The organism is Streptacidiphilus sp. EB103A (genome assembly GCF_041261405.1).
Lineage (GTDB): Bacteria > Actinomycetota > Actinomycetes > Streptomycetales > Streptomycetaceae > Streptacidiphilus.
The window spans coordinates 110,012-134,476 of the sequence record NZ_JBGCAQ010000022.1; the positions used below are offsets into that span (position 1 = coordinate 110,012).

General features: G+C 67.2%; 27 protein-coding genes and 1 pseudogene. 6 read left to right on the forward strand and 22 right to left on the reverse strand.

Annotation, left to right across the window (positions count from 1 at the left end; all coding sequences use genetic code 11):
- Window positions 1-48: 48 nt before the first annotated feature.
- Both ABH941_RS32025 and ABH941_RS32030 read left to right on the forward strand, forming a co-directional pair.
- Window positions 49-2,730 carry an RICIN domain-containing protein gene (locus ABH941_RS32025; protein WP_370133077.1) on the forward strand — a complete coding sequence of 894 codons (2,682 nt, stop codon included), beginning with the start codon at window positions 49-51 and terminating at the stop codon, window positions 2,728-2,730.
- Window positions 2,731-3,085: 355 nt separating this feature from the next.
- Complete coding sequence (locus ABH941_RS32030) at window positions 3,086-3,352, forward strand: hypothetical protein (protein ID WP_370133078.1); 267 nt, start codon at window positions 3,086-3,088, stop codon at window positions 3,350-3,352.
- On the opposite strand, the gene ABH941_RS32035 is transcribed toward ABH941_RS32030, so the two are convergent.
- The 8 genes from ABH941_RS32035 to ABH941_RS32070 all read right to left on the reverse strand — a co-directional run bounded on the left by ABH941_RS32035 (window position 3,331) and on the right by ABH941_RS32070 (window position 12,321).
- Window positions 3,331-4,281, reverse strand: a complete 951-nt coding sequence (locus ABH941_RS32035) for a hypothetical protein (RefSeq protein ID WP_370133079.1) — start codon at window positions 4,279-4,281, stop codon at window positions 3,331-3,333. The two genes, ABH941_RS32030 and ABH941_RS32035, sit on opposite strands and share 22 nt — an antisense overlap.
- A 696-nt stretch (window positions 4,282-4,977) precedes the next feature.
- Window positions 4,978-5,907, reverse strand: a complete 930-nt coding sequence (locus ABH941_RS32040; RefSeq protein WP_370133080.1) for an intradiol ring-cleavage dioxygenase — start codon at window positions 5,905-5,907, stop codon at window positions 4,978-4,980.
- A 99-nt stretch (window positions 5,908-6,006) separates the two neighbouring features.
- Window positions 6,007-6,450, reverse strand: a complete 444-nt coding sequence (locus ABH941_RS32045; protein WP_370133081.1) for a hypothetical protein — start codon at window positions 6,448-6,450, stop codon at window positions 6,007-6,009.
- A 135-nt stretch (window positions 6,451-6,585) separates the two neighbouring features.
- Complete coding sequence (locus ABH941_RS32050) at window positions 6,586-7,983, reverse strand: hypothetical protein (RefSeq protein ID WP_370133082.1); 1,398 nt, start codon at window positions 7,981-7,983, stop codon at window positions 6,586-6,588.
- Window positions 7,984-8,158: 175 nt separating this feature from the next.
- A complete protein-coding gene (locus ABH941_RS32055) occupies window positions 8,159-8,857 on the reverse strand; it encodes a response regulator transcription factor (RefSeq protein ID WP_370133083.1) in 699 nt (232 codons plus the stop codon).
- Between the two features lie 12 nt (window positions 8,858-8,869).
- On the reverse strand, window positions 8,870-10,066 hold the full coding sequence (locus ABH941_RS32060) for a S1C family serine protease (RefSeq protein WP_370133084.1): 1,197 nt from the start codon (window positions 10,064-10,066) through the stop codon (window positions 8,870-8,872).
- 104 nt (window positions 10,067-10,170) lie between these two features.
- Entirely contained in the window at window positions 10,171-10,857 is a 687-nt protein-coding gene (locus tag ABH941_RS32065; RefSeq protein WP_370133085.1) for a response regulator transcription factor, read from the reverse strand.
- Window positions 10,858-10,911: 54 nt separating this feature from the next.
- The gene (locus tag ABH941_RS32070; protein WP_370133086.1) at window positions 10,912-12,321 is read right to left on the reverse strand and encodes a sensor histidine kinase; all 1,410 of its coding nucleotides are present in this window, start codon (window positions 12,319-12,321) and stop codon (window positions 10,912-10,914) included.
- A 1,058-nt stretch (window positions 12,322-13,379) separates the two neighbouring features.
- Here ABH941_RS32070 and ABH941_RS32075 point away from each other — a divergent pair.
- Window positions 13,380-13,505 (forward strand): annotated as a pseudogene (locus tag ABH941_RS32075) (hypothetical protein); the annotation flags it as partial.
- A gap of 20 nt (window positions 13,506-13,525) precedes the next feature.
- Here the strand turns inward: ABH941_RS32075 and ABH941_RS32080 are convergent.
- The 3 genes from ABH941_RS32080 to ABH941_RS32090 are packed head-to-tail and all read right to left on the reverse strand — an operon-like array spanning window position 13,526 to window position 16,683.
- Window positions 13,526-14,191, reverse strand: a complete 666-nt coding sequence (locus ABH941_RS32080) for a hypothetical protein (RefSeq protein ID WP_370133087.1) — start codon at window positions 14,189-14,191, stop codon at window positions 13,526-13,528.
- A gap of 48 nt (window positions 14,192-14,239) precedes the next feature.
- Window positions 14,240-15,157 (reverse strand): hypothetical protein, encoded by a 918-nt coding sequence (locus tag ABH941_RS32085; RefSeq protein WP_370133088.1) that lies wholly within the window; start codon window positions 15,155-15,157, stop codon window positions 14,240-14,242.
- Complete coding sequence (locus ABH941_RS32090) at window positions 15,154-16,683, reverse strand: hypothetical protein (protein WP_370133089.1); 1,530 nt, start codon at window positions 16,681-16,683, stop codon at window positions 15,154-15,156. Before ABH941_RS32090 ends, ABH941_RS32085 begins: the two co-directional genes overlap by 4 nt.
- Before the next feature lie 310 nt (window positions 16,684-16,993).
- Between ABH941_RS32090 and ABH941_RS32095 the strand changes: the two genes are divergently transcribed.
- The 3 genes from ABH941_RS32095 (at window position 16,994) to ABH941_RS32105 (ending at window position 18,829) form a co-directional block, all read left to right on the forward strand.
- Window positions 16,994-17,716 (forward strand): NUDIX domain-containing protein, encoded by a 723-nt coding sequence (locus ABH941_RS32095; RefSeq protein WP_370133090.1) that lies wholly within the window; start codon window positions 16,994-16,996, stop codon window positions 17,714-17,716.
- Between the two features lie 92 nt (window positions 17,717-17,808).
- Entirely contained in the window at window positions 17,809-18,507 is a 699-nt protein-coding gene (locus tag ABH941_RS32100; protein WP_370133091.1) for an IclR family transcriptional regulator C-terminal domain-containing protein, read from the forward strand.
- A gap of 106 nt (window positions 18,508-18,613) precedes the next feature.
- A complete protein-coding gene (locus ABH941_RS32105) occupies window positions 18,614-18,829 on the forward strand; it encodes an alkylphosphonate utilization protein (RefSeq protein ID WP_370133092.1) in 216 nt (71 codons plus the stop codon).
- A gap of 166 nt (window positions 18,830-18,995) precedes the next feature.
- Here ABH941_RS32105 and ABH941_RS32110 read toward each other — a convergent pair whose 3' ends face one another.
- The 11 genes from ABH941_RS32110 to ABH941_RS32160 all read right to left on the reverse strand — a co-directional run bounded on the left by ABH941_RS32110 (window position 18,996) and on the right by ABH941_RS32160 (window position 24,384).
- A complete protein-coding gene (locus ABH941_RS32110) occupies window positions 18,996-19,352 on the reverse strand; it encodes an ArsR/SmtB family transcription factor (protein WP_370133093.1) in 357 nt (118 codons plus the stop codon).
- Entirely contained in the window at window positions 19,352-19,720 is a 369-nt protein-coding gene (locus ABH941_RS32115; protein ID WP_370133094.1) for a hypothetical protein, read from the reverse strand. Before ABH941_RS32115 ends, ABH941_RS32110 begins: the two co-directional genes overlap by 1 nt.
- A 104-nt stretch (window positions 19,721-19,824) precedes the next feature.
- Window positions 19,825-20,235 carry a CBS domain-containing protein gene (locus ABH941_RS32120; protein WP_370133095.1) on the reverse strand — a complete coding sequence of 137 codons (411 nt, stop codon included), beginning with the start codon at window positions 20,233-20,235 and terminating at the stop codon, window positions 19,825-19,827.
- 17 nt (window positions 20,236-20,252) lie between these two features.
- Entirely contained in the window at window positions 20,253-20,474 is a 222-nt protein-coding gene (locus ABH941_RS32125; RefSeq protein ID WP_370133096.1) for a hypothetical protein, read from the reverse strand.
- Window positions 20,475-20,532: 58 nt separating this feature from the next.
- Window positions 20,533-20,799 (reverse strand): hypothetical protein, encoded by a 267-nt coding sequence (locus ABH941_RS32130; protein WP_370133097.1) that lies wholly within the window; start codon window positions 20,797-20,799, stop codon window positions 20,533-20,535.
- Window positions 20,800-20,831: 32 nt separating this feature from the next.
- Entirely contained in the window at window positions 20,832-21,260 is a 429-nt protein-coding gene (locus ABH941_RS32135) for an anti-sigma factor antagonist (RefSeq protein ID WP_370133098.1), read from the reverse strand.
- A 42-nt stretch (window positions 21,261-21,302) separates the two neighbouring features.
- Window positions 21,303-21,590: a DUF6126 family protein gene (locus ABH941_RS32140; protein ID WP_370133099.1), complete on the reverse strand. Its 288-nt coding sequence runs from the start codon at window positions 21,588-21,590 to the stop codon at window positions 21,303-21,305.
- Window positions 21,587-21,784: a hypothetical protein gene (locus tag ABH941_RS32145; RefSeq protein ID WP_370133100.1), complete on the reverse strand. Its 198-nt coding sequence runs from the start codon at window positions 21,782-21,784 to the stop codon at window positions 21,587-21,589. The genes ABH941_RS32140 and ABH941_RS32145 overlap by 4 nt, the downstream gene beginning before the upstream one ends.
- Window positions 21,785-21,821: 37 nt before the next feature.
- Complete coding sequence (locus ABH941_RS32150) at window positions 21,822-22,286, reverse strand: ATP-binding protein (protein WP_370133101.1); 465 nt, start codon at window positions 22,284-22,286, stop codon at window positions 21,822-21,824.
- Complete coding sequence (locus ABH941_RS32155) at window positions 22,283-22,723, reverse strand: pyridoxamine 5'-phosphate oxidase family protein (RefSeq protein WP_370133102.1); 441 nt, start codon at window positions 22,721-22,723, stop codon at window positions 22,283-22,285. The genes ABH941_RS32150 and ABH941_RS32155 overlap by 4 nt, the downstream gene beginning before the upstream one ends.
- Entirely contained in the window at window positions 22,720-24,384 is a 1,665-nt protein-coding gene (locus ABH941_RS32160) for a SulP family inorganic anion transporter (protein WP_370133155.1), read from the reverse strand. Before ABH941_RS32160 ends, ABH941_RS32155 begins: the two co-directional genes overlap by 4 nt.
- Between the last annotated feature and the right edge of the window lie 81 nt (window positions 24,385-24,465).

A 24,465-nucleotide genomic window follows, 5' to 3' on the forward strand; every position in this document is an offset into this window, starting at 1 on the left:
TAGAACGTGTCCTCCAGATCCAGTGTGCCAGCCCGGTTTTACGGGCTGATGAGATCGGCGGCAGCCGCCGTGCTCGTCCTCGGCGCCGGCGCCGCGGCCACGACGGCGCTGCCGGCCCAGCCCGCCTACGCCGCTGCGGCGAACTTCTACGTCGACCCCGTCAACGGCAGCGACAGCAACTCCGGTACCAGCACGACGGCAGCCTTCAGGACCATCCAGGCCGCCCAGACCGCTGTCCGCACCATCGCCACGAACATGTCCGACGACATCGTCGTGAACCTGAGGGGAGGCAGCTACCCGCTCACCAGCCCGGTCACCTTCGGGACCGGCGACTCGGGCACGAACGGTCACACGGTGGTCTACCAGGCGTACAACGGCGAGACGCCGGTGTTGACTGGCGCCAGGACCATCAGCGGCTGGTCCGCGGTCGGCAACGGTGAGTACAAGGCGCCCGTCGGCGCCCTCAACTTCCGGCAGCTGTACGTCAACGGCGTCCGCGCGACCCTCGCCCGCTACCCCGACATCGGCTCCGACTTCCAGCTCCAGGGCAGCGACAAGACCAACCAGACGCTCAACGTGCTCAGCTCGCAGATCTCGAACTGGGGCAACTTCAGTCAGGTCGAGATGGATCTGGAACTGCAGTGGACGGAGAACTACCTGCGCCTGAAGTCGTTCACCACCAGCAACGGCATGGCCACCGTCTCGATCCAGGACCACGAGGCGGGAATCCTGTTCCCGCGCCCCTACCCGCTGCTGTCCAACGGCTCGCCCTTCCACTTCGAGAACGCCCACGAGTTCCTCAACGAGCCGGGCGAGTTCTACGTCGACACAGCCGCGCAGACGGTCTACTACAAGCCCCGCGCTGGGGAGGACATGTCGACGGCGGCCGCCCAGGCCCCGGCACTCCAGACGCTCTTCGACATCAACGGCACCAGCCTCGACAGCCCGGCCCACAACCTGCGGTTCTCCGGGATCACCTTCGCCCAGACCACCTGGATGGAGGCCAGCAACAACGGTGAGCTGAACGGCCAAGGCGGCAACTACAACCTCTCCGCAGACACCAGCAACCACCAGTACGTCGCCCGTCCCCCGGCCGGAGTCCACGTCTCCGACACCGACAGCATCTCCTTCACCGGCAACACCTTCACCCAGATGGGCGCCACCGCGCTCGACCTGGACCACGGCGTGCACAACAGCACCGCGACCGGCAACATCGTCCGCGACATCGCCGGCAACGGCATCATGCTGGGCAAGTTCTCCGACCCCACCGTGGAGTACCACACCGTCTACAATCCGCCGACGTCACCGGCCGGTGAGGACGCCCGCGAGGTCGTCAAGAACGTCACCGTCACCGACAACCTCATCTCCCACACGGGTGAGGACTACCTGGGCACGGCCGGCATCAACGCCGGCTTCGTGAACAGCACCACGATCAACCACAACGACATCTCCGACTCCCCGTGGGCGGGCATCACGCTCGGCTGGGGCTGGCAGTCCGCGGCCAACGCGGAGGGCAACAACTCGATCAGCTACAACCGGATCGGCAACGTGATGAACCGGCTGTGCGACAGCGCCGCCATCTACCACCTGTCGAACGACCCCGGCACCGTGATCAACAACAACTACATCCACGACGTGGTGCGCAGCTCCGCGGCATGCACCTCGGCGCAGGCCGGGATCTACCTGGACGAGGGGTCGAACAACATGACCGCCTCGAACAACGTCCTGTCGCACACCGACAGCTTCATCGTCCAGAACCACAACGGCTCCAACGTCACCCTGTCCGGCAACGCCACCACCGGAACCTCCATCATGGAGGCCTCCGGCCTGGAGCCCGCGTACCAGGGGCTCCTGGCGAAGACCGACCTCGCCTGGAACAAGCCGGCTTCCGCCTCCTCCAGCTACGCCGCGGGCTTCACCCCGGACAAGGCCAACGACAACAACACCACGACCGGCTGGTCGCCCACCGGCGCCGACACCTCGGCATGGTGGCAGGTCGACCTGGGCCAGGCATATGAGCTGGGCCAGTTCTCGCTGACCACCCGCCAGGAGCTCGACCAGCCCGAGACGCGCAGCAACTTCGAGATCCGGGCCTCGAACGACCCGACCTTCGCCACCTACACCGTGGTGGGACGCCAGGGCTCCGCGACCCTGCCGTACGGATCGACACTCACCGGCAACATCGACGTACGCCAGCAGTTCCGCTACGTGCGCGTCGCCAAGACCGACAGCGCCTACTTCTTCATCGAGGACTTCAACGTCCAGCAGGCGGACGGCGCCCTGGTGGGCTCGACCGCCACCCCGAACGTCAACCCGTCGACGTACTACACGATCGCCAACGTGGGCAGCGGAATGCTGGCCGATGTGTACGGGGCCAAAACCACAGACGGCGCGAGCGTCGTTCAGTGGCCGAGCGACAGCGGCACCAACCAGCAGTGGAACATCGTGCAGGTCAGCGGCAACCTCTACAAGATCGTCAACCGGAACAGCGGCAAGGCCATGGACATCGGCAACGGGTCCCACTCCAGGGGCACGACGCTGGAGCAGTGGACCTGGAACGGCGGCAACAACCAGCTCTGGTACTTCGAACCGGTCAGCGGCGGATGGGTCATCCGCAACTTCGAGAGCGGGCAGGTTCTGGAGGTCGGCGGAGGCTCGACCACCGCGGGCGCCAGCATCGACCAGTGGATGGCGCTCAACCAGCCGAACCAGACCTGGACGATCCAGTGATCCGGACGGAGCGACGGGGACCGGGAGACAGACTCCCGGCTCCCGTCGCCTGGACGGTCCACGGAGCACCCGCCGAAACCACCAGCGAGCCAACCAGGGTCAATCATTGCGTTCCTGATGCTCTTGTCCTGGTCGGGTCACGCCCCCATGGAGGCCTTCTGCTGTTCTGGCGGCGGCGTCTTCTTCCTCATCTCCGCCTTGCGGCTCTCCCGTAGCACCAGCCCCGCAACAGCGAGGCAGTAGACGATGCGGTGGACCACCTACGGTCGGCAGGTCCTGGCCTACACCACCCCCTACGCGTTCGTGTACGGGGCTTCATGCAGTGGCTGGAGGAGGGCCGCTCTCTGACCCTCTCGTGGCGGGACTCGTCCTGCTGCCCGTGTCGGCGGCGGCGATCCTGGTCACGGCACTCACCGGACGCCGCCCGGAGGCCCGCGGCAAGCTCGTGTACGGCAGCCTCGTCCAACTCGTCGGCTGCGCCGCCCTGCTGCTCGACTTCTCCAGCCCCATCTGGCTGCTGGTGGTCATCGGCACGGTCAGCGGCATCCCCGGAGGTTCACCGCCTATGCTCGTCCGAAGCCTCCGGGCGATCAGGCTGAGTCAGACTTCCGGAATCGAGTAGGCGGAGTGATAGGTGGCCCGGGTGAACTGCGCGTTGCCGAAGGTGTGGATCGGGATCGCAGGGTTGGCGAGACCTGCCGCCGCGGCGACTCGGCGGTAGGCGGTGATCTGGGTGTTGTAGGCGTTCATCATCGTGGCCCACTGGCTGCGTGCCGTGAAGAAGTTCCTCAGTGTGAAGGTGGCGAATACCCCGACGATGGCCGCGACCGTACCCGAGTCCCAGTTGTGGTTGTAGCTCGCCAGGATCGCGGCGATGACTCCCGGGACCCAGCCCAGTCCTGCGTTCATCAGCGCGTTCTGCATCTGGGTGCGCTGCAGGTTCAGGTTGTTGGTCGCAGTGACGAAGTCGTTGATCGCACTCTGCAGGATGCTGTCGCGCACATAGCGGTCGACCTGCTGGTGGTATGTCAGGCCGTTGGCACCGATGACCTGCATGACCAACTGTTCCGGGATCACATGACCGTCGGTCTCGCGGTACTCGGCCAGGTTGACGTAGCCGTTGCCCAGGATGTTGACACGCTCGATCTCATGCGCGTACGCGAGGGTCTGGAAGATTCCGGTGTATGCGTTGGCCTGTGACTGGGCCAGCTCGCGCCCCCGGACGACCTGGTAAATCTCGCCGCCCACGTATTCGGACGGCACGCCCTCGTGGGTCGACTTGCGGTAATCGGTGGCCTCGACCTTGTACTGCCCCGTGATCAGCCCCTGCCACGTCCAGGTGATCTGGCCACCGATGCTGTCACCGTAGTTGTCGATGTAAAGCCTGTCTTTCGGGGCTGCGGCGTCACCGGAGAGAACCCATTCGCATCCGACCGCCGGGCAACTGCTCGCTTCGGCCGAGCCGGTGGCCACAACGCTTGTCGTTGTCGCGATCGAAGCGACGAAAAGGGCACCGACGACCAGGCGGCGAAAATGTGCTTTCTTCTTCACGGCTATCTCCACGTGCGTGTCCGGGCCGCACGGACGCGCAGCCGCTGCTATGAAATGCTGCCGCCGAGCGCCTCCGGATGCTTCAACGCCCACTGAAGAAAGCATCAAGAATACATGAGGGCCACCGCCGAGTCGGTTCCCTTCCGGAAAACGAGCTGCCGGACAGAATTCACTGGACCCACCTTGACGCGGCCCGGAAAAGTAAGCATGCGGCACGCCGGCACGGTCTTCCGGAGACCAGGACGGATGCATCGTGGCCGGCCGCATCCGCTCTTCTCCCATGCTTGTCTCCGTCTCTGCGCCGCTGCCCCGATGGGACGCGAGTACCGCCTCCGTGCTCTCCTTGACTGGTGAAAGGCTTGCCTGCTGGCCCAGTTGGCGACGGTTCCGATCTGCGCCGTCGCCGGGGCCATCGAAACCAGCTGTCCACGCTGCTGGCCGCCGTGCTGTGTGTGATGGCCGGGGCGCGCCACGACTCGTTCGTGTCCGTGGGTGAGCGGTGTCAGCGCGCCGCCTCGGAGCGGTTGGCCCGCCTGGGCGCCCACGGACCCGTTCGCTGGGCGGCGCCGGGTGCAGGGCCCGATCGGTGTCGGTCTCCCGCCCGGCAGGTCGCGGCTGGCCTGCCCTACGAGACTGACGCCCGCTGGTCCGTGACGCGTGACATTATCTGGTGCGCTTTCAGGGACCACATCGGAGTCACTCGCCGGTGTGGGTCCTGGACTGGTCCACGCCGAGGGACAGGCTGGCCACGATGCCCTTGCTGACGTCGTTGTCGTCCACCTGGCGCAGGTCCAGTAGACCCGCCCGGGTCCCGCTGCCCGCCGCCTGGTAGATGTGGTCCTGGTCAAGGAGGGTACGGGTGGCCTTGTTCTTGACGTACTGCGGGAGCCCCTGCACCTTGTCGGCCGTCGTCTCGGCGAAGAACAGCTGACCCGTGTGGCAGACATGCCCGCCGGTGTAGCCGGTGGCGGTGTGCCTGCCGCTGACGTGCACCTTGGTGTGGATGTGGAGCGCGCGGCCGGAATACCAGCCCGGGAAGATCGTCTGGAAGCGGACTCTCCCCGTGCTGTCCGACATCTGGGAGCCGCGCAGATAGGTCAGCTTGTCGGTGGCCTTCTGATGCCCTCCCAGGCTTCCGAAGCCGCCGCTCGGCATCACGCTGGGCATGGTGCTGGGCATCCCTGAGGGCAGGTTGCCGTAGCTGGAGCCGTTCTTGGTGTATCCGGAGTAGACGCCCATGGAGTCGCACTGCCACACCTCCACGGCCGCGCCGGACAGGGCCTTGCCCGTCAGCGCGTCGATGACGTCGAGCTGGAGGGAGAGCGGGATGCCCTGCTTGCCCTCGGTGATGTTCTGCCGGAACAGTTCGTAGTCCAGATAGTACGGGCCCTCCATCTCTTCGACCGTCAACAGGGCTGCGGTAGCTGGAGAGACGGAGGCCGACGCAGACGCGGCGGCGGTAGTGCCGGTGCTCTTGCCGCAGCCCGCGATGCCCAGACCCACCGCCGCCAGGCCCACGCCGCTCACGCCGAGCAGTCGGCGGCGGGAGACCAGGAGACGGGAGATGGCGTGGTTATCCAGCTCTTCCGGAATTTCTGATATGCCGTTCTTGGTATGGTTTGTCATGTCGGCGATCCTAGGGATGGTGAGTGAAGGAAGCGTGAATGGAGACTGAGCAAGCGGACCGGAGTCTTTGCAAAACAGGTCATCGGACCTGACGGGATGTCAGTCGCCCGAACTCGGTGACGTGTAACACCGGGTGACGATGTTGGGGTGCGGGCGCCCTGGATACAAGAGGCCCGCGGAGCCGCCCAGCAGGAGGAAGCCGGGACGCTGGGCGAGCTGGCGTTGTTCGCCGGCGGGCTTGTCGCTGTGCTCGATCGCTGATTCGAGCTGGGTGGGCATCTGGTCGCGGACGGCTTTGCCGCGCTTGGCCTGCTCGGGGTTGAAGCACAGGATGAACCGGTCGCCGGAGTCGCTGTCGACCTCTTTGACCTGCACGTTGTCGCGCACGGTCGCGTAGCGGCGTGGGCGAGCCCAGGCGGCTTTGACGTCGGGGCCGAACCGCTGCGCGCTGATGCAGGGCGCCGGCGGATACAGCGTCGGCGAGAAGCACCGCTTGGGCGGACTCATGCCAAACGGCACCGGCGTCGAGTCGGTGATCCACACCGCGTCGTGCCAGAAGTCCGGGCCCCGAGCCGACGACCGGACGACCCTCTTCCCGCCGAACTGCCGAGGCAGGCATTGAGAGGTACCGCGGCGGGCCGGCCCTGCCAGGGGCCGGCCCGCCGCGGGTGGCTGCTGTTACCAGCGCCACTCGTCGTTGGCCTTCCAGTTGTTGTGCCAGTAGGCCACGTCCTCCCCAGGTGTCCAGTTGCCCCCGACCGGGGTGACCACGATCAGATTGGTGCTGTAGTAGTTGTTGTTGCCGGTGTTGATGTCACTGCTGCAGGCGTAGGCGATCTCACCGATGTACGAGCTCAGGCAGTCACCGGTGCTGGAGATCAGCCGCTGACCCTCCATGTACCAGGTCTGCTTGGAGAGGGTGGATCCGCTGGACGCACACGCGACCATCGTCGGCACCTTGCGATTGCCCTGGTTGGTCAGGCAGTTGTTGCCTTGGGCGAGCCGGTACCCGACGTCACCCCTGCTGTTGGGCGCCAGCTCCTGCATCACCCACTGGGCGTTGCCGCCTTCGGCCAGGTCATCCGAGGTGACGCTGGAGGAACCCCCGTTCGACTCGGTCGTGATCCAGACAGGTCCCGCGATCGCCTGGCCGGAGGTAGGGGCGAGAGCCGACTCGAACGTGGCGTGGCCGGTGGATGCGGCGCCGGCGAAGATGCTCTGTCCGGCGATGGCGGTCAGTTCCTGGCTGACGTCCCCCATGATCGTGCCCATACCGGTGTAGCGGGCCACGAAGCCTCTGATCGCGTTTCCGAAGTTCTGGAAAGTCGCCCGTACACCTCGCTCGACGTAGCGCTCCTCAGCCGCAGTGAGTCCGCTGAAGACGGCCAGTTGGGCGAACGCGTCGACGAAGGCGGAGGTGACCGAGGTTTTGTCGATCTTGCCTTCGTAGGCGTACTGGAACGCGAGTGAGTCGACGAATCCGCCCAGGAAGCCTGCGAACCGAACACCCCACACGCAGCCGGCAGGACCGGTGAGCGCACAGATCAGGGTCCCGGCCAGACTGGCGACGACGGCCTCGGCCGCGATCCCGATGAGGGCCGATTCCAGGTAGCTGAGGGTGGCCCCGGTGACGTGCAGTCCGCTGATGCACGAGGAGCCCTGTGCCACATAGCTCTGCATGTCCGCCTGGGCGGCCTGCTCCTGAGCCGCGCTCAGCTTTCCGTTCTTCATGGCCGCGGCTACGGCCTGGTCCTGCGCGCTCTTGTAGAACGCACCGGACGAGGTGGTGAACCCTGCGGCGTTGGCCGACGACGGCAGCGTTATCTTCGTCCCGGCCGCCGCGGCCTTCACCTGGGCACTGGTCGTGCTGGGCAGCAGGGCTGCCGCGTCGACGACTCCTCCGTTCTGCTGTGCGGTTGTGGCTGCCTGCTCCAACTGCTGGCAGACCGCGCTGCCCGCGGCCTTACTCGCGGACGAAAGGGGGCTGGCGGGTGCTCCGTTGCTGAAGACGGTGCTGCCGAGTACGGCGGTGGCCGTCGCGGCGGCCACGCCGAAAGTCAGGAGCGACCGTTTCATGGTCAACGGGGGAGAGGAAAAACTGGTTGCGGAGGCCATGGGTACGACCTTTCCTCGGGAGTACTGTGCGTTGGCTTTACGCCTTTCAGACAACCCGATCGCCTGACCGAGGGCTTCAGTGCCGGATGACGGGTAGATCAGGGATTCATCAGCGCCCGCAGCGATCGGCGTCCGGTCACAGCCCGAGGTCCTCGGGAGGCGACTCGCGCACCAGGTATCCAGCGCCGCGCACCGTGCGGATCAAGGACTGGTCGATGTCGCCCAGCTTCCGCCGCAGGCTGTAGATGCATGTCTCGACGACACCCGACTCGCTCTGGGAATCGTGGTTCCAGACGGACTTCAGAATGGCCGCCCTGGGGACCACTCGCCCCGCGTTGTCCAGCAGATAGCGCAGCAGGGCGAGTTCGGTCGCTGACAGCCGTACCGGTCGGCCGTGTCGCGTCACCTCCAGGGTGTCGAGGTCCAGCACCACCCAGCCGACCCGCAGGCTGCGCGCCGATTCTGCCCTCGGTTCCCCGCATCGCCTCAGCAGTGCGCGGATGCGTGCGGCCACCTCGTTGAGGTCGAAGGGCTTGGTGACGTAGTCGTCGCCGCCGAGGGTCAGGGCATGGACCTTGTCCTCGACGGAGTTCTTCGCCGTCAGAAAGAGCACCGGCACGCGGATACCCGCCGCTCGGAGCCGGCGGCATACCTCGAATCCGTCGAAGTCGGGCAGCCCCACGTCGAGCAGGATCACGTCGGGGGATCGCCGGGCGGCGTGGAGCGCTTCCCGTCCGGTGGCCGCTTCGATCACCGTGTAGTCGAGGAACCGCAGGGCCAGGGTCAGCATCGACGAGATCGCCGGATCGTCTTCGACTACCAGGACACGAGGCACGCCCGCACCAGCTCAGCTGGAAGTTGTGGGCGCAAGTGTCACCTGGACGGAGGCCACCTGGCCGCCGCGGAGGTAGGACAAGGCGACTGTTGACCCCGGTCGGTAGAAGCGGACTGCTGCGACCAGTCCGTCAGCGGTGCGGATCAGCTGGCCGCCCAGGCCGGTGACGATGTCGCCGACCTTGATCCCCGCTTTGGCGGCCGGGCTGCCCGGGGCCACGCTTTTGGCCACCGCGCCTGCGTGGACGGCCGAGGTGCCCGGATCGACGGCTCCGACGCCGAGCAGCGAGTGGGCCGCCGAGCCCCTCCTGACCAGCTCTTCGGCCACCCACTTGGCCTGGTTGACGGGTATGGCGAAGCCGAGGCCGATCGAGCCGCTCTCGGAGGCGCCCAGCGAGCCCGTACTCGCGAGGGCCGAGTTGATGCCGAGCACGTTGCCGGCCAGATCGACCAGCGGGCCGCCGGAGTTGCCGGGATTGATCGCGGCGTCGGTCTGAATCGCGTCCAGCACGGTGTTTCCCGTGGTCGTAGAGGAGGCGACGCTGACGGAGGGGGCTACCGGGCGGTTGAGCGCGGAGACGACACCGGTAGTGACGCTGTTCGCGAGACCGAGGGGGGCGCCGATCGCGATCACGTTCTGGCCGACCGCGGTCGTGGAGGAGTCACCGAGGCTCGCCGGAGTCAGACCGCTGACCCCGGTGGCCCGGATGACCGCGAGATCGCTGTACTCGTCCCGCCCGACGATCGTGGCACGGGCGATCCGCCCGCCGCTGAAGGTCACGGTCATCACCGCGGCCTTGGCGGCGGCCGCCGAGACCACATGGTTGTTGGTGAGAATCAGGCCGTTGGACGTGATGACGACCCCGGTGCCCTCGTCGCCCGCTGACCCGTCCTGGCCGGTGACCGAGATCGTCACGACCGAGGGCAGCACCTTGGCGGCGACCGCGGTCACCCGGTCGGCGTTGGCGGAGCCCGGATCCAGACCGGCTGAGGCGCCGTCCCCGGTGGAACCGCCCAGCGCTGAGACAGCGTCGGCGCGGTCCACCACGTGGGTGATCGCGACTCCGAGTCCGCCGGCGACGATTCCGGCGAGAACCGTCGCTACGGCCACCAGCCGCCCGGCCCGGGAGGTTGTCAAGCCACTCCGCTCGCGCCCCGAGGCGGTCGTCGGGTCGCTGCCGGTCGGTGCGATGTCGGTCGTCTCGATCATGGGGTCCGCTTCCTTCGTCGGCGGGTGGGGCTTGCCCTTCCCCATGCAAGCTGACCGTGACGCCCGTGGCCTCAGCGCCGGATCACGGGTACATCAAAGGTCGATCAGGACTTGTCGACGAGGTAGCCGGCGCCGCGCACGGTGCGGATCAGGGACTGAGAGGTGTCATCCAGCTTGCGGCGCAGATTGTAGATGTACGTCTCCACAATTCCTGATTCGCCTTGGAAGTCGTAGTTCCAGATGGAATCCAGGATTTCCGCCTTGGAAATCACGCGGCCCGTGTGCGTCAGGAGGTAGCGCAACAAGGTGAACTCAGTTGCAGTCAGTCGTACCGGCTGCCCGCCGCACGACACTTCGTGGGTGTCCTGGTTCAACTCCACCCAGCCTGCCTTCAGGCTCCGCGATGCTGCCCTCGGTGGTTCGGATCCGCGTCGCAGCAGCGCACGGATCCGCGCCGCCACCTCGTTGAGGTCGAACGGCTTGGTGACGTAGTCGTCGCCGCCGAGGTCGAGCGCGTGCACCTTGTCTTCGACGCCGTCCCGCGCGGTGAGGAAGAGCACCGGTGCCCGGGTCCCCGTGGCTCGAAGGAGCCGGCACACTTCGAAGCCGTCGAGATCGGGAAGCACCACGTCCAGTACGATCACATCCGGAGTATGCGCGGCAACCGAGGCGAGCGCTTCGCTCCCGGTTGCCGCGGCGACCACGGTGAAGCCCAGGAACCGCAGCGCCATCGTGAGCATCGAAGCGATCTCCTGCTCATCCTCGACAACCAGAACGCTTGCTGTGCTCAACTTGCCCTCCCAGGCGCACTACGGACTGACCAGGTAAGTAAACGTGGTGGGTTTCTACGGTTGTTGCCTAGGAAGGCGTACCCGGAACCATGTTCCGTGGTCTGTGGGTTGGATGCGGATGGTGCCGTGGTGGGCGGTGACGATGGCGGCCACGATACTCAGGCCCAGGCCGCTGCCGTGTACCGACCTCTCCGCGAGCGCAGGGTTCGCGGCGGGGGCGCGGTAGAACCGGTCGAAGACCCGTTCGTGCAGGTCTTCGGGGATGCCGGGACCCTGGTCGATGACGTCGATGACACGGAAGTCGCCGTCCGGCGTCAGCTTCACGTGGGCACTGGTTCCTGGCGGGGTGTGCGCGTGAACGTTGGCCAGCAGATTGCAGATGACCTGGCGCAGCCGGTGGGGGTCGCCTTCGATCATGTGGTCCTCCGGCTGGACGGTGCAGCGCAGTTGTCGGTCGGGCGCGTAGAGCTGTGCGTTGGCCACGGCCTCAGCACACAGGTCGGTGAGGTCTACCGGGGTCCGCTCGAGGGGTCTGCCCTGGTCCAGACGGGCCAGCAGAAGCAGTTCGTCGACAAGGGAGGTCATGCGACGGGTCTCGCCCTGGACCCGACGCATGGCCTGGTCCAAGGCGAGCGGATCTTCCAGAGCGCCATGGCGGACCATCTGGGCATATCCGGCGATGGTGGTCAGCGGGGTGCGCAGTTCGTGGCCGGCGACGCCGACGAAGTCACGCAGTTGCACCTCAGCCTTGTTTCTCCGGGTGAATTCCTGTTGGAGGCGTTGCAGCATGGTATTGAAGGCTTCGGCCAGCTGCGCCGCCTCCAGGGGGGCCCGGGCTACGTTCACACGGTGGGACAGGTCGTCCTCCGTGATCCGGTGCGCGGTGCGGGTCGTCTCGCGGATCGGAGCCAGGGTCCTGCGGCAGAACCAGAAGCTTCCGGCGACCACGAGGAAGATCAGCGGCAGACCTGTGGCCGTCTCCACGGCCACCAGGTGCTGCGTGGCCTCTGCGGCATCCGCTGTCGACTGGGCCATGACCAGGTAGCCACCCCCGGGCAGGCGGGTCACCATGGCCCGCAGCGGCACGGGTCCGGCCGTGAGCGCCCCGCCCGCGTGGGCCTTCAGCTGCTCCGCGGACAATTCCAATGGGGTGGTGGCAAGGTGCACACCGGCCATGCGCTGGAGTGTCCGGCCCTGGGAGTCCAGTACCAGCACCAGTCCGTCCGGAGGTGTTTTCCCGGCGTCCAGACGGTGGCCGGTGGCGACGATGGGCAGCAGCCATTGGCGGCCCTGTTCCAGCTCCGCGTCCACTCGGGCGTTCTGGTGGCGGACCACCGCGTCCACCGCCAGGGCGTCCGCGGCGATGACCCCGATGCTGGTGATGGCCAGGAAACCAAGGAGCAGCCGCCAGTACATCGACCCGCGCGGCCACAACCCGAGCCGGACACGTCGTGTGGTCGACACGGTTCAGCCTGTCCGGGGTCGGCTGGCGGGGGAGGCGGGCGGCAGGTACCCGAGCCTGTGCACCGTGCGGATCAGTTTAGGTCGAGCAGCATGACGTCCAGCAGCACCGCATCGGGGGGGCTGCAACGTGACCGCTTCCAGCGCCGGGCGCCCCGCCGCGGCAGTCACCGAGTCGAAACCCGCGAGCTGCAACGCGGCGCTCGGCATCGCCGCGAGGCCCACCGCGTCCTCGACCACCAGGAGCCCCGGCGAGGAGGCAGAAGCCCGGCCTCCCGGATCGGCCTGTGGGAACACCGGCGCGGGAACACTCATCGAGTTACTCCAAGGATGTGCGGGCAGACCTGGAGCCGACACGGATGTACAACAATCCGCCTGTGCCGACATCAACCGGTCGGGTCGGTGCATGTGGATAGTAAACGGAGCAAATGTGACGGACAGGGAAACACCGGATATCAAGGCGGCCTCGTCGCGCCCGAGGACAGATGACTGCAGGTCTGACACGACGCCCTTTTGCCTCACCGGCCGAGACCCTGTGGGCTGCGGCTGCCAGGTGGGGGCGTGGCGGTGGTCCCGGTGCGCCGGCGGGAGGGCCGTTCCTTCCGTGTGGGGCTCGTTGGCCGGGGCGAGCAGGACGGCTGCTGTGGTGTGCCGGTGTTCTGGAACGCGATCAACCACGTCCTGCCGATCCTCGACACCCGGCGCATCGACGTCACCCCGCCGAACGGCCTCACACGTGCAGATCAGACCCACACGTCAACACCCCTCTTCGGCGTCTGCCGCAGCACGCCAGTGATCTGGGGACAACGGCTGGATCCCAGCAACTTTCTCCGAAAGGTGCTTGGCGCCTCGGGGTTCGTGCAGCCCACGGGGAAACAGCGGCTGCCTCCTACCGGGCGTCCGGCCGCCCTCTATCGGCGGGGGAGTGCATGGTTGCTCAGTCCGCCTTTGTTGCGCGGTGTTGGGTAGGCCGCGCAGTCCGCGAAGGCGTGAGCTGACAGCACGGCCGTCGGCAGAAAAGCCAGTGGGCCGCGCCGCCCCGTCCGGCGATACTCGACCGTGTGTTCCTGACGATCAGCACCACCGGTGCCCCCGACCGCACCGCGACAGATCTGGGCTTCCTACTGCACAAGCATCCGGACAAGGCCCAGAGTTTCAACTTGTCGAACTACGGCTTCGCACAGATCGCAGGAAATCGAGTCTTTGGTCAGGGTTGTGGCGCCGGCAACGTGGGAGAACTATTTATCCAGGCCAGGTCGAACTGCTGCAGGGCGATGGAGTACAGGAGCCCCGGAGCCCGGACGTACATACACGGAGAATTCCTGCCGTGAGTGGAGCTGCTGTAGAAGGTGAGATAGGCAACCCGATCCGTTGCAATCACGCGGCAGATGTTGGGTAGATTGAATTCCCGAAGCTCGAAATTGCTTCGTGTGCGGGTCGCATGGGCCAGGTAGTCCATGTTCGTCCGGACCTGGTCCCTGAGCAGTTCCGGACTGTAGCCGGGGTCGAATCGATGGAGGTCGTTCGAACGCCGGTCGAGCCAGGAGTCACCCTGAGGGTGCGGGGCGGGCAGCAGGACCTGGACGGAATCCACTGACAACGCCCCCGACCACAGAGGGGAAAAGACCTCGCGGGTGAGCACGTTTCCGCGTCCCGCCAGGACCTTGATCCAGCGGGCCCGGCTGAGGTCGCGTGCGATGTCCTGTTCGGCGGACGATTGGCGACGGTATACGCGCCTGAGGCCGGTGCCAGTGCACCAGGAGCACACGGTTACCAGCCACCACAATGGCCGCGAGCCGCGCAGGAGGCCTAGGGCCAGTGCGATCACACTGGCTGCCAGAGAACTGAGTATCCCAAACAGAAAAGCTGTCATGCAAGCCATCTCCCTGTACTGGGCCTATCTCGATTGCTTGGCTCGCGGTCAGCAGAGATAGGGGAGGAGTCGCCGCAGGATTTTCGCAGCATTTTGGGCGGCGAGTTCGTGGTGCCCGTGGCCCTTCTCCTCGTCGGCGTTGTCGGAGACGCCCCGGATGACGATCCAGCCCGGGTTGACTACGCCATGGACGGAGTTCTCCTGCCAATACTGGCTCAGTCCTCCGGCTTCCATGTCCACCGCCAAGACCTTTTCGTGGTAGTTTGTGAGGTAGCTTCGTATTTCGCTATCGCGATCAGCGATGACGGCTTCGCCCGAACCAATCACCCCCGGGTAGACCTCGAATCCAGCTGATGCAGGGTCGGATGGCTGGCCGTTTATGCGTGCTGGGGTTCCGTGATCTGCGAAAAAGGCATTCACCGCATGGACGACCGGTGCTGGAGCCTGGCGATGTTCTCCGCGGCGACGAACATCCCCGAGAGGATTGATTTTTCGATTCTCGTAGTAAACGATGTCTGTGGAGACGATGACGTTGCCGATGCGGGCGTGTTCGTCGTGGATTCCGCCGCCTACGCCGACCAGGGCCCACAGTTGCGGCGCGTAGTGGCGCCTTAGGTTTTCCAGAGCAGCCATCGTGGACCGTTGTCCCTGGGACTGGCTCTGAGTGGCTACTATCCGGATGGTTGATTCCGGTGTGGTGTAGCTGCCCCGGTAGAAGTACAGCCCGCCAGGTTCCTTGTGGCGTTCCAGTTTCAACTCGCGGATGACGGCACGCAGCTCCTCGCTGAGGATGGTGACCACCCCGATGTCCCACGTAGTCCCCCGTTGGTTGCCGGCCTCGCTGCCGGCAAGGGTGCCGGCGGCTCGGGAGGGGGTAGTCATGGAGACTTGGGCATGGTCTCCGATGGCGTTGCCGCTGAAGTTGTTGTTGTCACCACGGTTGCTGATGCCTCGGTTGGTGGTCACTTGCTTCCTCCGCTACTGGAATTGCTGGAGCTTGCCGGCTGGGTTGCAGGGGCGGAAACCTGAGCTGCGTCGCCCACCGCATTGTGGCTGAAGTTGTTGTTGTCGCCGAAGTTGAAGATGCCGCTATTGATAATATTGAGCGCACGGTTAGTGAACTCGGATATATCCACATCTCTGGAGTAAAGGAAGTCGCTGGTGGCTCGAAGCAACCTTTGCTCGATCGTCTTCATCTGGCCAAGGATGTCGCTCTTCTCCAATTGGATCTTTGACCAGTCCTGGCTCGATTCCTCTCGTATGCTCACTCGGCTGCCGATCAGCACATTGCGGATCGGTGCGACGGTAAGGTCTCGAGGTAGGACAGCTGCCTTGCTCAGGGCAAAGAGATAGCGAAGGGCCCGCCACGATTCCTGGATCTCTAGGGGTAACGCGGCCAGTTCGCGTAAAGCGGCCCAGACGACTGCCAAGGCCCCATGGTGGCCAAATTCCTCAGATCGCTGGAAGGACCGCGGAGTGTGGGCCAGGGCGCACGCCGCCGTTGAGAGGCTCAAGGTCCGTCCCTGCAGGCTCACATGCAGGAGAACCGTCGCCACGTACTCCGATCCCTCTGTCGGCGCTGTGAATTCGAGGAAGTGGTGCTGCTTGGAGCCAGGCGCGTTGATGAGGGTGCGCAGGCTGGCTTCGTCAAGTGCATGGGGGAGGAGGGAGTGGTCCGCCGCTACATCTGTCTCTGCCACATAGACCCGATCTCGGACTTGTACTGGAAGCCGGACATCTTGGCTGTCGGTGTCAAGCAGTTGGACTGCCTCGCGCAGATGGTCGACCAGTTCGTGGGTCTGGAAGGGCGGGATGAGGTGTTCGCGCTCGTGGAGCGGTGCCTCGTCGTCGGTGTTCGGCCGCAGTAGCTGGATGCTCATTGGTGGGTTCCACTGGTAGACGAGTTCACCGGCCCCGATGAAGGGTGACTCGTCCCCGAAGAGCGTGAAGGCGGTGAGGTCGTCTTGGTCCTCGCCCTTGTCTTCTCTGTGGCGAGGGCGACGGTAGACGGCACAGACATGTCGCTGCTGCACGTCGGCCACTCGTTGACGGCTGGATAGTCGAGTGGGTCGAAGGGTCTGCGCGCGGAGAATCTGGTTGAGCATCAGTTGACGTGCAGCTCCAACGAGAAGGCACATGAGTGTCATGCCCGCTGCTAGGTAAACGGCTGCCCTGGCATCACCAGGGTTGGCTAGCGCGACGGTCAGGCTGGTGACGAGCAGGGACAGCATCGCGACGCGGAGGCGCTTGTAGGAGGGCGTCAGCGCCGAGTACCTCCGGGGAAGGAACAACCTGACGAGGTATCCCTGGTCTCGTAGCGGCCCCAATCCACGTCGTTTGGACTCTCGCTTGGAGCTCGCCTCCCGGTCGACCTCCCGTATGAGCATGGCGATGCGGAGCAGCCTGAGCATGGCGAGGACGCAGACGATGAGGATGGTGGTAGGCACAGCGCCGGCGAGTGCCGGTGTGACCACTGCCCCCAGCAATGCCATGCGGAGAAGGGTCATCAGAGCCGCGGCCCGCCACGCATGGTGCATGACGGGGACGACGTCGAACCCGTAGGACGGGGCGACCCTTCGGTGTGGGGCGGTGCACACCTTGTCAATTACAAGATCACGGAATCGCTCATCCACGTACACGCCAGCGCATAAGTGGCGGGTGGCAGCTGTGGGTTCGTCGGTTGGTTCCGTGGCCGGTAGCGCCTGGGGAGTGATCATGCCCCGCCCCCGCCTTGTAGAGTTAAGGTCTATGAGACCATAAGTGCGCGGCATGTTTAAGTCAATACGACCTTTAGGAGACCAGGTGGACGACTGGCTGAAAGACTCCGATGAGGTGAAGGCATCGTGGATCACTGTCGACCTGGCGATCTTCACCGTCAGAGCAGATCAACTGATGGTGCTTCTCGTCGAGCGCGGGCTGGAGCCGTTCCTTGGACGGTCCGCCCTGCCAGGCGGGTATGTCCAAAAGGACGAGACCCTACGGGAAGGGGCATTGCGCGAGCTTTGGGAGGAGGCCGGGATCAACGGCCGCCAACTGCACCTGGAGCAGCTCGGCGCCTATGGAGATCCTGACCGCGACCCGCGTGGAAGGGTGGTCACCATTGCCTATCTCGCGCTCGGGCCAGATCTCCCCGTTCCTGTCGGCGGTACTGACGCTGCGCGCGCCTTTTGGACTCCTGTGGCGGAGCTGGCGGAGCTGGCGGAGGTTGCAGAGGGGCTCGCTTTTGACCACGCGGTCATCGTCGCGGACGCCTTGGAGGAGATCCGCAGGAAGCTTGAGTACACCGCTGTCGCCACAGCCTTCTGCGGAGAGACGTTCACCCTGAGTGAGTTGCGCGCGGTCTACGAAGTGGTCTGGGGGCAGCGCCTGGATCCGAGCAACTTTCGCCGCAAGGTGCTCGGTACTCCGGGGTTCGTGCAATCAACAGGCGAACAGCGTCTCCCCGTGACTGGGCGCCCGGCTGCCGTCTATCGGCGAGGGGAGGCGTGGTTGCTCAGTCCTCCTCTGCTACGCGGCATTGGTTAGGCCGCGGAGTCCGTGGTGGAGTGCGCCGACAGCCCAGCTGTCGGCAGAAAAGCCAGTGGGCTGAGCCGCTCCGTCCGGCGATACTCGACCGTGTGTTCCTGACGATCAGCACCACCGGTGCCCTCGACCGCCCCGCGACAGACCTGGGCTTCCTGCTGCACAAGCATCCGGACAGGTCTCAGAGTTTCAACTTGTCGAACTATGGCCTGGCGGTGGCGTTGGAGCGGCACCGCATGGTGGCCCGCGACCTTGGGGGCCGGTTCGTCCTGGGTCCGCGCTGGGCGGAGTTGGCCTCCGCTGCGGGCGAGGACCGGCTGCTGGCGGCCGCGGGACCGGTGTTGGCCCGGCTGCTGGAGAGCACGGGGGAGAGCGTGCAGGTCTACCGCCGTCAGGGCGATCTGCGGGTCTGTGTCGCGGCGGCCGAGCGGCGCTCGGGCCTGCGGGACACGGTGCCGCTGGGCAGCGCGCTGCCGATGAGTGCGGGCTCGTCCGCCCAGGTGCTGTTGGCGTGGGAGGAGCCGGAGCGGCTGCACCGCGGCCTGCACGGCGCCGGGTTCACCGCCAGCACCCTGGCCGGGGTCCGCCGGCGGGGCTGGGCCCAGTCGACAGGCGAACACGACCCGGGCCTCGCCTCGGTCTCGGCCCCGGTACGCGGGGCCGGCAACAAGGTGGTGGCAGCCGTCTCCGTCTCGGGCCCGGTCGAGCGGCTCACCCGGTACGCCGGGCGGGTGCACGCCCCCGCACTCCTGGAAGCCGCCCAGCGACTGACCCAGTCCCTGCACGGGGACTGACCCACCGTAGCCGTCCGTGGGCGAACCGGCCACGGTGCGGCGGCTCCGGCGGGCCCGGTGCGCAACCACCGATGACGATCAATCAACACGTGGCAAGGAACCTGACATGAGCGATGTGAAGGACAACAACGGCACCGCGCTGGAGGACGGCGACTCCGTGACGCTGATCAAGGACCTGAAGGTGAAGGGAACCTCGGAGACCCTCAAGCGGGGAACGCTGGTGAAGAACATCCGGCTGACCGGCAGCACAGACGAGATCGAATGCAACACCAAGAAGGTCAAGGGCCTAGTCCTGAAGACCGCCTTCCTCAAGAAAGCCTGATCCCGCACCCCACTGAGTTCAGGGCCGACCGCCGTGGCATCCGGCGATCGGCCTCGCCCCTGCGCAGCGCTCGCCCGGGAGGCCGCAGCGGCGCGCGTCGCTGCGGTCCGGTTCTCGACCCGGGACAGAGCGGGGGAGTAATCGAGCCTGGTAGGGCGCACCACCATTAGGCCCTGGTGGTCGCTCTGCGCTCGGCGTCCGCTTGGTGGAGCGGCTCCAGGGATCCGTCGCGGTCGGCGAGTAAGGACAGCAGGATTCGGCGGGTGGAGCGCAGGAGTTCTGTCACCTCTCCGTCGGCCAGGGTGTACACCACGGTCGAGCCCTGCCGGGTGGAGAACACGAGGCCGGACCGCCGCAGCAGCGCGAGTTGCTGGGACAGGTTGGGGGGTTCCACGCCGATGTCCGCCACCAGGTCGTAGACCGGTTTGGCCCCGTCCAGCAGCAGTTCCAGCAGCTCGATCCGTACCGGATGCCCCAGCATCCGGAAGAGCTCCGCCTTCAGCTGGTGGAGCCGGGTGGGCATCAGATGTCCAGGACCGCATCGACCTGCTGCAGCTGGCGCCTGGCCAGGGCCAGGTTGGCCCGCCTGCGGTCCAGGACCAGGTAGAGGAACAGGCCCGCGCCGCCGTGCGCGGTCAGCGGACGCACGAGGTGGTACTGGCTGGTGAGGGTAGTCAGGATGTCCTCGATGCTGCCGGTCACGCCGAGCATCTCCATGACGCGGAGCTTGGCGCGGACCAGGTCGGTGTTGCCCGCGGCGCCGACGCCCAGGTCGAGGTCCTTGCCGCCGCCCAGGGTGCCCAGCGCCATGCCGCTGTTCACGTCGAGGGCGACGCCGAGTGCGCCCTCGATCATCATGGCTTGCTTCAAGGCGATGTCTGAGTTCTCCATGGACGTTAACGCTAGGCAGTCGGTTGGTTACGGCGCTGATGAATTGCGAATTGCTGCAACTCGTCCGGCTCGGGGTGTACATTGCCCGTCGCCGGTGCCTATGGTCAGGCCGCTGGCGTGCGGAGTTGCGCGGTGGTGATCACGCCGAGCGCGTAGCCGTCGGCGTCGACGACGGGCCAGGTGTTCAAGCCGCGAGCCTGCATGGTGGCCGCGGCGGTGCTGGCGGGTGTATCGGGGTGGGCGAAGGGGCCGGTGTCGTGGCCGTGTTCGAGGTCGCGCAGGCGGGTCTGCTGGGTGTACCAGGGCTGGGCGCGGTAGGCGTCGAGGTCGGCTTGGGTGATCAGACCGACGCAGTGGCCGTCCTCGCCCCGGATGAGCAGGTAGTCCGCGTGGGCGCTGTTCAGGATGACCAGCGCCTTGTCGACGGCGGTGTGGTCGCTGGCCTGCAGTTCGGCCGGGACCATGATGTCGGCGGCGGTGGGCTGGTGGTCGGGGGTGGTCGGGGGCGGGGCCATGGGCCGTTCCTTTCGGGTCACAGATCATTCCCCGCCTGGGAGAGGTTGAAGCTCCTATCGGTCAGCGGGAAGTCCGGGACGACGGTGCAGGCGAGGGCCACCGGGAGCGCCAGCCAGTTGAAACAGGACGGGGCGACGGATTCGACCCGGGCCAGGGCGCCCTCGGCGGCGGGTTCGATGCGGGAGGTGATGGTGCCGCGCCAGCCCTCGGCGATGCCGACCCCCGAGGCGGCCTGCACTGGTGCCGAGCGGGGCGAGCATCCGGGATCGGCCCGGTAGGACTCCGCCGCGCGGCGTTCAGCCGCGGGCCAGTTCCAGGCGCTGGTCCAGGCGGGTGTCGATCCACTTGGTCAGCCGCTCGACCTCCGCGTTGTCGCCCGCCTTGCGGGCGGCGTTGAGCTGCCGGGCGGCGATGGCGAGTTGGTGGTCGACACCGGAGAAGGGCTTGAGGGGATCGGCGGGCACGACGGTCTCCTGTTCGAGGGGCGGCGGGGAGCCGGGTGCGGCGGGCGGGGGCAGCTGGACGAGGCGGTGTTGGTACCAGCGGGGCCACCAGCGGCTCATGGACGCCTCCGGGTCGGTGGGAGCGGGGAGGGTCACGGGGAAGCGGGCGGGGTGGTGTCCTGCCAGCCCGCCGAATGCCACTGCTGGGGGATACGTGACTGCCCGTCGGGCTCGCCTGCGGGGGAGGGATGGGTGGCTAGTGCTGTTTCCAGGTTTGGGTGCTGGCGGATCACGGGGTCTCCGGCGCGCGGTATGAACGGGGCCTTGTCGGCGGGCGTTCCGGCCAGCTCCAGTGGGCGCCGGTGTTCGGCCAGGCGCCAGGCGGCGGCCACCACGGAGTCGCGGCCCCACTGCGACCAGCCCTGCAATCCGGTCAGGTCCAGGATGACCGGGCCCTGGCCGCGGGCCAGGGCCCAGCCGACGGCCCCGCCAAAGCGTGCGGTGGCCTCATCTCCCAGAAAACCGGACAGCGACAGGACGCCTGCCCCCGGACGGTTCTCGTAGTGCCACTGGATCGTCATGCGCGGTCGGCTTCCTGCTGGATGCTGATGGTCGGGGGAAGGTCAGTGGTTGCGTCCGCCGAAGTAGAACAGCAGCATGACGAAGCCGGCGAAGACGTGGAAGCCGATGACGTAGATGAAGGCGCGGATCCACACACCCTTGTTGGCGCGGCGTCCGCCGCCCTCGCTGCCGTCGTCGCCCTGCTGGGCCGCGGCTGCGGTGTCGGCGGCGGCGATCATCGCCAGGACTGCGGCGGCATCCGATGACGCGAGGTCGCGTCGGGCACTGTGGGTCGGGCCGGTGATGGTCGGCTCGTCGGGTGGTCCTGTCGTGCCGGTGGGTTCGGTCATGGCCGCGGGTCTCCTTGCAACGCTGACGTGGCTGCCTCGGGCACGGGGTCGGCTGCGGGGATGTGGCGGCGGATGCGCAGGGCGCCGCCGGTGGTCTCGGCCCGGGCCAGCAGGGCGTTGACCCCGTCAGTGTCGGTCACCGTGGTGGTGGGGGCGTGGTGGCCGGGCAGGTGGTGAGTGACCTCGAAGCGCACAGGCGTCCTCTCCTTCATTGTTCGATCGGCCGGGCGTTCAGCTGGGGGTTCGGGGCAGGGCGGCGCGGACGGTCTTGCCCCGGCCGGCGAAGTCCGGGCGCAGGTCCAACTGCCCGCCGCACTGGTGCACCAGGTTCGCCAGCACCCGCAGGCCCCCCGGGGTGGTGGCGGTCGGTGGCCAGGGTGGCAGGACCGGGTCCTCGTCGTGGACCGCGACCGTGAGCTGATGCGTTTCGAGAGTGATGGTCAGGTCCAGTTGCGGTGACCGGGCGGCGTGGCGGACGGTGTTGGCGACGAGCTCGGTGGTGATCAGCAGGGCGGCGTCGATCGTGCTGGTGGTGGGCAGGCCCCAAGTGGTGAAGGCCATCTGGGCGGTGCGCCGGGCCAGGGTCACTGATGCCGCCGTGTTGGGCAGTGTGAGCGTGTGCTGCTGCCGGGGGGCGTAGTCGGGCTTCGGCCCGGTGTGGGCGGCGGGTCGGTGCCACTGGCTGGGGCGGGTCACTGGGCTGCCCCAGCCTCGGGGGCGGGCGCGCGGCGGAAGCCGGAGACCAGACGGGGCCTCAGCCGCAGGATCCGGCTGGCAGGCCCGTTGACGAAGGCGGGCAGGCTGCGCCGGTAGTGGTCCAATTCGTGAACGTCGCGCACCGGGGTGGCCAGTCCCGAGACGAACACGTGCCAGCCCGCGGTGCCTGCGGTATCGATGTCGTCCGCCGTGTAGGTGGCAGGCAGTCCTGCCTCCAGCGCCTGGTCCAGCGAGGTGCCGAGCGGGGCACGGATGATCAGATCGCCGAGCACCACCGCATGAACCGCCGGACAGACCATGGGAAGCGCCGCCTGCACGCAGGTCAGGCTGCCCCGCCAGGCGCCGGCGGCCAGCCACAGCGCCTCCGCGCGCTCCAACGGCTGCAGATGGATCTGCGGTGCGGAGGAAGTCCTCATCGGCCCGCCCCCACCGGTTCCGGGGTGTCCAGGTCGCCGGTGCGCTGCGCCGGCAGGAGGCCGGTGTCGTGCAGGTGGGCGCGAGCGAAGGCGAGAGCCTCCGGGGTGGTGGCGAACAGCCAGCCGGTGTCGTGCAGTTCGTCGAGAACGCCCAGGGCGTCCAGGCGGTTCTGGTGGTTCTCCTTCACCCCGGAGACCAGCACCAGCGTCCCGCGGCGCGTCAGCTTGCCGATCGCATCACCCAGCACTTTCGCGCCGGAGGCGTCGATCGCGCTGACCCGCGACATCCGCAGGATCACCACCCGCACGTCGGCCGACTCGGTCAGCTCCAGCAGGAAGCGGTGGGCGGCAGCGAACAGCAGCGCGCCGTCCAGCCGGTAGGCCACGATGTGCTCCGCCAGCAGCGCCTGCTCCTCCTGGTGGTGATCCGCCGGCGGCAGGTCGGCGTGCAGCGGAACCTGCTCGATCCGGGCGGCCTCCGCTACCGACCGCAGCGCCAGCACCCCGGACAGCACCAGTCCCGCGATCACTGCGGTGACCAGGGTGAACGCCAGGGTCGCGGCGGCGGTCAACACCAGTATCAGTGCCTCCCCACGGCCGGATCGGGCCAGCGCTCGCAGCGAGCCGACCTCGACCATCCGGATCGCGGTGGCGATCAACACCCCGGCCAGCGCCGCCAGCGGGATCCCGGCCACCAGCGGGGCGGCGGCGAAGACGATGACCGCCAGCACCGCGGCGTGCACCAGCGCGGACAGCCGCGAGGCCGCCCCGGAGCGGACGTTGACCGCGGTGCGCGCGATCGCCCCGGTCGCGGCCACCCCGCCGAACAGCGGGGCTGCCAGGTTCGCCAGACCCTGCCCGAACAGTTCACGGTTGCTGTCGTGCCGCTCGGACACCGTCATCGCATCGGCGGCCGTGGCCGACATCAGCGACTCCAACGCCGCCAGCGCGGCCACCGCCAGCGCCGAGGGCAGCAGTGCCGGAACCGCCGAGGCGTTCAAGAAGCTGAGGGAGGGGGCGGGCAGCCCGGCGGGCAGGTGCCCGATCGTGGCCACGTCCAGCCGCGCAGCCTTCGCGACCACGGTGGCCAGCGCCACCGCGAAAAGCGAGAACGGGACCGCCGGTCGCCAGCGGGCGCCGGCCAGCATGACCACGACCACTGCGCTGGTCACCGCGAGCGCGGCCCAGTGGGGGTGCGTGGCGAAGTCCTGCACGGTCTTGAATGCGACCACCGCCGGGCTGCTCCCGGGCGGGGCCTTGATCCCCAGCGCGCCGGGGACCTGCTGCAGGGCGATCACGGCCGCGATCCCGACCGTGAAGCCCTCCACCACCGGCACCGGCACATACGCCATGAAGCTCCCGGCCCGCAGCAGGGCCAGCAGCACCAGCGCGACCCCGGCGAGCAGACCCACCGTCAGCACACCCGAGGTGCCGTACCGGTGCACGATCGGCACCAGCACCACCGTCATCGCCCCGGTCGGACCGGACACCTGCAGGTTGGACCCGCCGAACACGGCCGCCAGTGCCCCGGCGACCACCGCGGTCACCAGCCCGGCCTGGGCCCCGGCCCCCGACGAGATCCCGAATCCCAGCGCCAGCGGCAGGGCGACGATCGCCACCGTCAGCCCGGCCAGGAGGTCCTTGCGCGGGGAGCGGCCCATGGTCGCCCAGATGTGACGGTTCGGTAGCACCCCCAGCAGCCGGTCCCGCACGATCCGGCCCGCCCTGCGGTTCGTGTTCGT

What these genes read in the sequence shown, in the direction of transcription:
- ABH941_RS32025 (WP_370133077.1), top strand. Translation starts at nt 49, where the DNA reads ATGAGATCGGCGGCAGCCGCCGTGCTCGTCCTCGGCGCCGGCGCCGCG.
- ABH941_RS32040 (WP_370133080.1), bottom strand. Translation starts at nt 5,907, where the DNA reads ATGACAAACCATACCAAGAACGGCATATCAGAAATTCCGGAAGAGCTG.
- ABH941_RS32050 (WP_370133082.1), bottom strand. Translation starts at nt 7,983, where the DNA reads ATGAAACGGTCGCTCCTGACTTTCGGCGTGGCCGCCGCGACGGCCACC.
- ABH941_RS32060 (WP_370133084.1), bottom strand. Translation starts at nt 10,066, where the DNA reads ATGATCGAGACGACCGACATCGCACCGACCGGCAGCGACCCGACGACC.
- ABH941_RS32080 (WP_370133087.1), bottom strand. Translation starts at nt 14,191, where the DNA reads ATGACAGCTTTTCTGTTTGGGATACTCAGTTCTCTGGCAGCCAGTGTG.
- ABH941_RS32090 (WP_370133089.1), bottom strand. Translation starts at nt 16,683, where the DNA reads ATGGCATTGCTGGGGGCAGTGGTCACACCGGCACTCGCCGGCGCTGTG.
- ABH941_RS32105 (WP_370133092.1), top strand. Translation starts at nt 18,614, where the DNA reads ATGAGCGATGTGAAGGACAACAACGGCACCGCGCTGGAGGACGGCGAC.
- ABH941_RS32110 (WP_370133093.1), bottom strand. Translation starts at nt 19,352, where the DNA reads ATGCCCACCCGGCTCCACCAGCTGAAGGCGGAGCTCTTCCGGATGCTG.
- ABH941_RS32115 (WP_370133094.1), bottom strand. Translation starts at nt 19,720, where the DNA reads ATGGAGAACTCAGACATCGCCTTGAAGCAAGCCATGATGATCGAGGGC.
- ABH941_RS32120 (WP_370133095.1), bottom strand. Translation starts at nt 20,235, where the DNA reads ATGGCCCCGCCCCCGACCACCCCCGACCACCAGCCCACCGCCGCCGAC.
- ABH941_RS32130 (WP_370133097.1), bottom strand. Translation starts at nt 20,799, where the DNA reads ATGAGCCGCTGGTGGCCCCGCTGGTACCAACACCGCCTCGTCCAGCTG.
- ABH941_RS32135 (WP_370133098.1), bottom strand. Translation starts at nt 21,260, where the DNA reads ATGACGATCCAGTGGCACTACGAGAACCGTCCGGGGGCAGGCGTCCTG.
- ABH941_RS32140 (WP_370133099.1), bottom strand. Translation starts at nt 21,590, where the DNA reads ATGACCGAACCCACCGGCACGACAGGACCACCCGACGAGCCGACCATC.
- ABH941_RS32155 (WP_370133102.1), bottom strand. Translation starts at nt 22,723, where the DNA reads ATGAGGACTTCCTCCGCACCGCAGATCCATCTGCAGCCGTTGGAGCGC.
- ABH941_RS32160 (WP_370133155.1), bottom strand. Translation starts at nt 24,384, where the DNA reads ATGGGCCGCTCCCCGCGCAAGGACCTCCTGGCCGGGCTGACGGTGGCG.